Below are 8,910 nucleotides of genomic sequence, written 5' to 3' on the forward strand. Positions count from 1 at the left end.
TACTTCATCTTTCGTGGAATCGCAACAAAAAAAACAAACAAAATTCATAAAGAAAACAGATATTCCTTATTATATAAATATGAGAATAAAAAGGACAATTTTTTTTAAAAGTTTTTATATTACAAAAATCAAAAACCATCTTTTTTCATACTATTTTTACATTCTCATCATAAAACCGATTGTCTTTAAAATTGAGAATTTTCACTTCTCCTACATAACGAAATATATTTTCGATCCAAGACGAACATATTTTTGTCGATATAAAAACATCTGGTTTAATTTTCCTAACAATATTTTCTGGACTTTTTTCTTTAAATGGAATAATCCAATCTACTGATTTCAACTGTAATAAAATTTCCATTGTATTTTCCGTGGAATAGAAAGTATTCTTCAATTTTAATCTCTCGATAGATGTATCAATGTTGATCGCAACGATCAGTCGATCCCCAAAGTTACGAGCTCTGTTAAGATATCGAACATAAGTAAGATGAATCTCGTCCAAGTATCCGACCACCATTACAATTTTTTCTTTTAAGAACTTACAAATATTTACAGTATTTTTTATTTGATCTTCCCGAAGAATACCAAAAAATCTACAGCTTCTTTCATAGAATCTTCTTTTCAATTCTTCTATTGAAACATCAGAAGTATTTTCTTTTTCTACAACGATAGAAGCAGCAATATTGGATAAAAAACAAGATTGATCTAAACTTAATTCAGAAGAAGAGAAAGCTACCGCCAAAGTAGCAATCATGGTATCTCCAGCTCCAGTAACATTCTTTACATTTCTTACAAAAGACGGTAAATATAATTTATGTTCTTTGTTAGACAATAACAAAATTCCTTTTTCAGAAAGTGTGATCAATATGCTTTCCAAAGATAAACTACGAATCATCTCAAAACCCTTTTTCTCCATTTCAGAATTGTTTGAACATTTTCCAACAACCAATTCAAACTCATCCAAATTAGGTGTAAGCATGGTAGATTCTTTATATTTCTCAAAATTTTTTCCATAAGGATCAACTAAAACTGGTATTTTATAATTCCTAGCGAGATCAATTATTTTAGAAGTTTCATATAAAGCTCCTTTTCCATAATCAGATAATACAATGACTTGCGCGAAAGAAATTCTTTTTTTTACCTTTTCTAAGATATACGAAACATATTCAGAACATTTTTCTTTTATTTTTTCTTCAAAATCCATTCGAGCGATTTGTTGATTTTTGGAAAAAATTCTAAATTTGGTTACTGTTAAATAATTTGGAAGAACGATAAGATCGAAGAGAATTTTTAACCTGACTAATTCACTTCTAACAATTTCAGATGATTCATCGTTTCCAACCAAACCGATCAAAAAAACTCTTGCTCCTAATCTGGATGCATTGACTGCAACGTTGGCAGCTCCTCCTAATTTAGACAATCTACTCTTTATATTAACTGTAGGAATTGGAGCTTCTTTTGAAATTTTTTCAGTTATTCCATACCAATAATTATCTAAAATAATATCTCCGATCACTAAAATTCTGTTTTTTTCAAAATTGGGAATAGAAAATTTCATTTATTCTCCGTAAGATATATCACATAAATTAAAATACTAATCCTCAACATCCAGTGAGAAATATACATGAAAGGTTGTTCTAAAATATTGGAATACATAATTTTTTCATGAAGTATCGAACTTTTCAGAAAAACGTTCTTTTAATTGAAAGACAAACCTATTTAAAAAAGATTATCAATTTTTTAAAAAACATCAATAGCTATTATTATCTTTATTGGTAAATTTCGAGATCTCTAAAGAGTTTTGAGATTTTTATACTTCACATAAATCGTTTCTTGTTACTAGGCGTTAAATGATGAATTTATAAAATTCTCATTAATTAATCCAATTCATCTCGTATCAATAAGATAAAAAAACTAAGAAATTAAATATCTATTTCGAACAATATACGATATAAGAATTTGTAAACGCTTTTTTTAAAAAATCTGGTCATAGATTAACGAAAAAATTATACTGATCAAATCAGAAGATACGATTTTAACATATAACGACGATATGAAAATTTATTTAGTAGGAGGAGCTGTCAGAGATCAAATATTAGGGATGCCCATTTCAGATAGAGATTGGTTGGTCGTTGGAAGCAGCCCTCAAGAAATGATTCGACTGGGATTTCAACAGGTCGGCAGAGACTTTCCTGTATTTTTACATCCAGTTACTAAAGAGGAGTATTCATTAGCAAGAATTGATCGAAAAATAGGATCCGGTCACACTGGTTTTCAATGTTTCAGTTCTCCTTCTGTAACTATTGAAGAAGATTTATATAGAAGAGATCTAACCATCAATGCAATTGCTAAAACAACAAAAAACAAAATCATAGACCCTTTTTTTGGAATCAAAGACATTCAAAAGAGAATCATAAGACATGTTTCTAATGCTTTTTCGGAAGATCCGATTAGAGTGCTAAGGACAGCCAGATTTTACGCAAAACTATCTGAATATTATTTCACCATTTATCATAAAACCTGGAAAATAATCGAAGAGATGGTTCAACAAGAAGACCTCAAAACAGTCAGCAAAGAGAGAGTTTGGATAGAAACTAAAAAAGCTTTATCTACTTCATCTCCAGATTTATATTTTAAAATGCTTTTTCAATGTGGAGCTCTATCTGTACTTTTTCCAGAAATTCAAATTATTTTAACAAAATCTTTCAAAAAAAAGTCTTCACTTACTTCTTTTATTGATCAAAAAGAATATATCTTTCTTGTTATTAAAAAATCAGCTTTGTTAACAAAAAGTATTGAAGTAAGATTCGCAGCTTTATGTAGTAATTTTACTGTTTTTTTTTACGATAATCATATGAGTAATTCCAAAGAAAAAAAGATTAACTCAGCTGTTCAAATGGTTCGTAGTTTTTGCGATAGAATGTGTGTTCCAACTAAAACTAAAAAATTATCCGTTGCCATTGCTAAAGTTCATCAAAATGTTCAAAATATCCAAAATTCTTGCAGCAAAGAGGTTATCAAAATATTTGATCAAATGGATGTTTGGAGAAAACCGAAAAATATAGATCAACTCATCACGGTATGTAAAGCTCATTACATTGTTAAAAATAGGCTGGAACTAGGATGTTATTACCCACAAGGAGAATTATTAATGAAAATATTTAAGAAAGTATCGAAAAGCTCTTTAAAAATTGACTTTCAAAAAATGAAAAATAAAGAAATACGCGGGACAATCCTAAAGAACAGATTAAAAATAATAGAAAAAGTGATGAACTTAAAAAAAATAAGAAAAAATCATTTAAGATAAATTATATATCTATTTTTCTTTCTAAACATACACCGACCGTTTTCGCTCTCGCTATAGCGTTAGGTTTAAATACCGTAACTTTTACCCAATTGCAAAAGAACTGATTGAACAGAATTCTAGATATTTTGTCAGCAACTTCTTCTATCAAAGAAAAAGAATTTCTTTCAAGATAATTCACGATAGTTTCGCTTATCTTAGAATAATCTAGATAGTTTTCGAATTTTTCATTCTCAATATCATATTTTTTTCGAGAAATTTTTATACTAATTAATAATTTCTGTTTTATTTGTTTTTCCCAATCGTAAACTCCAATTCTGGTAAAAATTGATAGTTGATCAATGATTAAAACTTTCATAATGAATCCTTTTTTATCAAAAAAATTTTAAGATATTTATTTTTTTCAACTCTTTCATATCTCTTCTGAATATTTCGATATGGATAATTTCGGATCGATAACTTTTTTTAAAAACGTAGGAGAACTACTTATTTGATATTTTAATCGTAATGTTCCAGCATACGCTATCATTGCTCCATTATCAGTACAAAATTCATATTTAGGAAAAAAAACTTTTTTTCCAACATTTCCAAAAAATGATTTTATTTTGGATCTAATAGAAAAATTCGAACCTACTCCTCCTACTACAACTAGATTATCAACTTTCTCACGATTCAAAGCAGCTCTGCATTTTTCTATCAATGTATCTACTACAGATTTCTCAAATTCATACGCTATATCACATATTGTTTGAAAATCTAATTTTCTTTCTTGAATAACATTTAAAACACTAGTTTTTAAGCCAGAAAAACTAAGATCTAGATCATCTGAATGAATCATAGGTCTTGGAAATCGAAACTTTCCTGGATTACCTTTATTAGCAATTGAGGATATCAAATATCCACCTGGATACTTTAATCCTAAATGTCTGGCAACTTTATCAAAAACTTCTCCTACTGAATCATCTCTAGACCTTCCTAACAATCGATATTTTCCAACAGATTGAACAGATATAATCTGAGTATTTCCCCCTGAAATCAAAAGAACCAAAAATGGAAAATCTGGAATTTCTTTTTGACATAGCATAACAGAAAAAATATGACCTTCTATGTGATGAACGGGAATTACAGGAATCTTCAAAGAAAAAGCTAAGGACTTTCCAAAAATTGAACCAACTAGTAAAGAACCTACCAACCCAGGACCAGCAGTATAAGCAATTGCATCAACTTTATTATTCGTCAGAAGGTTTTTCTGGGAAATTGCTAATTTGATTAGTTTAGGTAATTTAATTGAATGCGCTCTGGAAGCTAATTCTGGTAATACCCCACCATATCGACTATGTAACTCGTGTTGACTTTCAACTTTATTGAACAAAAGTCCCAATTCATCATCATAAATAGCTACTCCAGTGTCATCACAAGAAGTTTCTATTCCAAGAACCATCATATAATATCTCTTTTACTATTTGAAAAATTTTAGATCAAGTATTTTTAAAAACACTAAAAAATCAAGAAAATTTCTTCAAAAAAATCCTGTTTTTTGCATATTTTTTTATATTCGAGTAGAATAAATATTTTGTAATTTTAAACAGATAATCTTTTATAATATTCTACACAGTATTTAAATTCAAGAGATAATTGACCTTATGCCTATAATAAAAGTTAAAGAAAATGAGCCGTTTGACTTAGCTTTTCGAAGATTCAAACGTTCTTGCGAAAAAGCTGGGGTTCTTGCAGAAGTCAGGAGAAGAGAATTTTATGAAAAACCGACAACAGTTAGAAAAAGAGAAAAGGCTTCTTCCATTAAAAGACATGCAAAAAAAATAGCTAGAGAAAATTCAAGAAGATTTCGGACATTTCTAAATCCGAATCTGTTAAAGAAGAAAAGATGAAAAAATTTTTTAAGAATATGAAAGCACGATGATATGCTCAAAAATAAAAAAATATCAAACGAATTTGTTAAAGAGCTAATTGAGATTACAGATATCGTGGAATTAATTCAAAATGATATAAATCTTCAAGAAAAAGGGAAAAACTATGTGGCTTTGTGTCCATTTCATAAAGAGAAGACCCCTTCTTTCACTGTGAATAAAGAAAAAAGATTCTATTATTGCTTTGGTTGCAGTTCTCATGGAAACTCAATCGATTTTTTGATGAATTATAAAGGAGTCGGTTTCGTTGAAGCTATCAAAGAACTTTCTGAGATGAACGGTCTGGAAATAGTCTATGAAGAACTAAATAATTTTTCAAAAAGAGAGAATTTTAAACGCATCTTTTACGGAATATTGCATGAGATAAACAAAACTTTCATAGATTCCTGGAAATACAGCTTTTCTTATTCAGCAAAAAGGTACTTGCAAAGAAGAGGTTTAGACCAAAATACAATACAACATTTTTCTATAGGATTTGGATCCATTTTTGATGATAAAATAAAAAAAAAAATAATTCAGATGAAAAATTATTCACATCATCTTAAAGAGATCGGAATCATAAAAATTAATGAAAAAGGAAGAATTTTAAATAAATTTCATAACAGAATAACTTTTCCAATTAGAAACCGAAGAGGAATGATAGTAGCCTTTGGAGGAAGAACAATTTTAAATGATCATATTCAACCAAAGTACATTAATTCCCCAGAAAGCGTTATTTTTAAAAAAGGAAAAATCCTATATGGAATGTATGAAGTAATTAAGGAACAAAACCATCCTTCAAAGCTTCTGGTAGTAGAAGGTTATATGGACGTGATATCATTAAAACAATTTCAGATTAACTATGCAGTAGCAATTCTTGGAACATCTTTAACAGAAAATCATGTAAAAACTATTTTTAAGTTTACAAACTCCGTGGTATTCTGTTTTGATGGAGATCAGGCGGGATATTCTGCAGCATGGAGAACATTGAAGATAATCATTTCATACATGGAGGATGATCGTCAAGCAAGATTTATGTTTTTGCCGAATGGATATGATCCAGATAAAATTATTCGTGAAGAAGGAAAAGAAAAATTTGAAAAAAGAATAGAAAAATCTCACCTTCTTTCCTACTTTTTGTTTAATAGATTTAAAAAAAAAATAGATTTAAGCAACAACGAAGGAAAAGCAAGATTTAGCACTCTAGTTTCTCCAATAATTTATAAGATACCTGGATACGTTTTTAAGAAATGTATGTTTAATGAGCTTAGCCATATCATAGGGGTTTCTATACAGGACAGAAGCATAAAAAAACCTTTAAAAAGTACTATTCAAAAGAAATCTCCTAAAATAAAGAAACTAGGTAATCAATCTCGAACAATATCTATTTTGATTAAGTTATTAATCAAAAATCCTAATTTTGTGAGGTATTTTCCAAATTTTAATATTTCTAAATATGAAAATATAAAACTATTTGGAATTAAGCTGTTTTTGAAGATTTTCAATATCTGTAGAAATTATCCTGAAATTGATTCCAATCAATTAGAAAAACGTTTTAATAATGATGTTCTTTTTAGAAAACTCAAAGAAGATTCGGAAAATCATAACTTTTTTTTAGAAAAGAAAATCGAAAGAAGAATTTTTCAAGATGCAATGTTCCATTTAACTTCCATAGCTGTAAACGAAAGGTTCAATTTTTTGATCTCAAAAGAAAGAAAAATAGGATTGAATATCAAAGAAAAAGAAGAAGTTCTTCGAATAACTTCTCGAAAATGAATTTTGTAGACAATAATGAAAACTTCAAATTATTTTATAATTTAAATATTTCTAATTATTTTTTAATTTTAATCATCGATAGATACAAAGTATAAGGATTTATTATGGATCGCAACCCGAAATCTCAATTAAAAGTACTAGTTAATAAAGGAAAAGAAAAAGGATATCTGACTTATTCTGAAGTGAACGATAATCTTCCGGAAGATATAGTTGATTCAGATCAAATAGAAGATATTATTCAAACAATAATCGACATGGGAATTCGTGTTACAGAAGAAGTTCCGGATGAAGATGAGCTCATACTAACAGATCCTACGAGTAGTACAGACGAAGAAACTGTCGAAGCTGCTACTCAAGTTTTGTCTAGTGTAGAACAAGAAATCGGAAGAACAACTGATCCAATCAGGATGTATATGAGAGAAATGGGTACGATAGAACTTCTTACTAGAGAAGGCGAAATTGACATTGCTAAAAGAATAGAAGATGGTATTAATCAAATTCAACGTTCCATATCAGAATATCCGAAATCTATTAGTTACATTTTGAAACAATATTTTCTATTCGAATCTGGAGAAATGAAGTTATCTGATATCATTACCGGCTTATCTTCAGAAGATACTTTTTCGAGTTCGAAAAATGTTGATAAAAATTTTTCTTCTATGAAATTAAATCGAATAAATTCCGTTTTAGATGAGATTTTATCAAACAACTATGAAAAAAAAGATATATCTAAGAGTCAAAATTCGACAAGAACTAACGTAGAAGATGAATGGAACCATATTGATCCAAAAATTGCCAGAAAAAAATTTTTGGAACTTCAAAATCAGTATGAAAAAGTCACTCATTCTCTTAAAGAGAATGGAATAAAATCTTCTCAATCCATTTTGGATATTCAAGATCTATGTGAAATATTTAAACAATTTCGATTAGTTCCAAAACAACTCGATTTTCTTATATCAGATATAAGAAAAACCATAGAAAAGATTAAAATTCAAGAGAAACTAATCATAAATATTTCGTTTAAAGAATATAAAATTCCAAAAAAGTATTTTTTAAATCTTTTTTCTGAAAATCCGAAAGAGTACGATCTAAAAGAATTAATCGTATCCAATCGATATAATAAAAAAGATGAAAAAAAATTCAAATTAGATTCGACAATTGTTCAAGCTCTCAATGAGTTAAACGAAATCGAAAAAGATACCGGAATAAGCATTAGTAAAATTAAAGAAATTGGTAGAAAAATATCCATTGGAGAAACAATAGCAAGAAGAGCTAAAAAAGAAATGGTAGAGGCAAATTTAAGATTGGTAATTTCAATAGCTAAAAAATATACTAATCGTGGATTACAGTTTTTAGATCTTATTCAAGAAGGAAACATAGGATTAATGAAAGCCGTAGATAAATTTGAGTACAGAAGAGGATATAAATTTTCTACTTATGCGACATGGTGGATTAGACAAGCTATCACTAGATCTATAGCTGATCAAGCTAGAACAATTCGTATTCCAGTTCATATGATTGAAACGATCAACAAACTAAATCATATATCTCGGCAAATACTTCAAGAAACAGGAAGAGAGCCATCTCCAGAAGAGCTTTCAGAAAGAATGCTTATTCCTGAAGAAAAAATTAGAAAAGTCCTTAAAATAGCAAGAGAACCTATCTCAATGGAAACCCCAATAGGAGACGACGAAGACAGTCATTTGGGAGATTTCATAGAAGATACAACATTAGAATTACCATTAGAATCTGCTACTTCAGAAAGTTTAAGATCTGCAACCAACGAAGTTCTTTCAGGACTTACTACAAGAGAAGCCAAAGTATTACGTATGAGATTTGGAATTGATATGCATACAGATCACACTTTAGAAGAAGTAGGAAAGCAGTTTGATGTCACTAGAGAAAGAATTAGACAAATAGAAG

The 8,910-nt window shown here is 28.9% G+C and carries 7 protein-coding genes; 4 read left to right on the forward strand and 3 right to left on the reverse strand.

What is annotated here, in order from left to right; translation table 11 throughout:
• Positions 1-145: 145 nt before the first annotated feature.
• Positions 146-1,558, reverse strand: coding sequence for a PfkB family carbohydrate kinase (locus tag AOE55_RS02655; protein ID WP_013087404.1), 1,413 nt, complete (start codon positions 1,556-1,558; stop codon positions 146-148).
• A gap of 495 nt (positions 1,559-2,053) precedes the next feature.
• Between AOE55_RS02655 and AOE55_RS02660 the strand changes: the two genes are divergently transcribed.
• Positions 2,054-3,307 (forward strand): tRNA nucleotidyltransferase/poly(A) polymerase-related protein, encoded by a 1,254-nt coding sequence (locus tag AOE55_RS02660; protein WP_013087431.1) that lies wholly within the window; start codon positions 2,054-2,056, stop codon positions 3,305-3,307.
• Position 3,308: 1 nt separating this feature from the next.
• Here the strand turns inward: AOE55_RS02660 and AOE55_RS02665 are convergent, their stop codons facing one another.
• The gene (locus AOE55_RS02665; RefSeq protein WP_013087464.1) at positions 3,309-3,662 is read right to left on the reverse strand and encodes a dihydroneopterin aldolase; all 354 of its coding nucleotides are present in this window, start codon (positions 3,660-3,662) and stop codon (positions 3,309-3,311) included.
• Positions 3,663-3,716: 54 nt separating this feature from the next.
• A complete protein-coding gene (gene tsaD / locus AOE55_RS02670; protein ID WP_013087484.1) occupies positions 3,717-4,748 on the reverse strand; it encodes a tRNA (adenosine(37)-N6)-threonylcarbamoyltransferase complex transferase subunit TsaD in 1,032 nt (343 codons plus the stop codon).
• A 199-nt stretch (positions 4,749-4,947) separates the two neighbouring features.
• On the opposite strand from tsaD, the gene rpsU reads away from it, so the two are divergent.
• The 3 genes from rpsU to rpoD all read left to right on the forward strand — a co-directional run.
• Entirely contained in the window at positions 4,948-5,193 is a 246-nt protein-coding gene (gene rpsU / locus AOE55_RS02675; protein WP_013087413.1) for a 30S ribosomal protein S21, read from the forward strand.
• 33 nt (positions 5,194-5,226) lie between these two features.
• Positions 5,227-6,987, forward strand: a complete 1,761-nt coding sequence (gene dnaG, locus AOE55_RS02680) for a DNA primase (RefSeq protein WP_013087601.1) — start codon at positions 5,227-5,229, stop codon at positions 6,985-6,987.
• 104 nt (positions 6,988-7,091) lie between these two features.
• A partial coding sequence (rpoD, locus tag AOE55_RS00060) for an RNA polymerase sigma factor RpoD (protein ID WP_155760522.1) occupies positions 7,092-8,910 on the forward strand: 1,819 nt, incomplete at its 3' end.

Source organism: Candidatus Riesia pediculicola (assembly GCF_002073915.1).
GTDB lineage: Bacteria > Pseudomonadota > Gammaproteobacteria > Enterobacterales > Enterobacteriaceae > Riesia > Riesia pediculicola.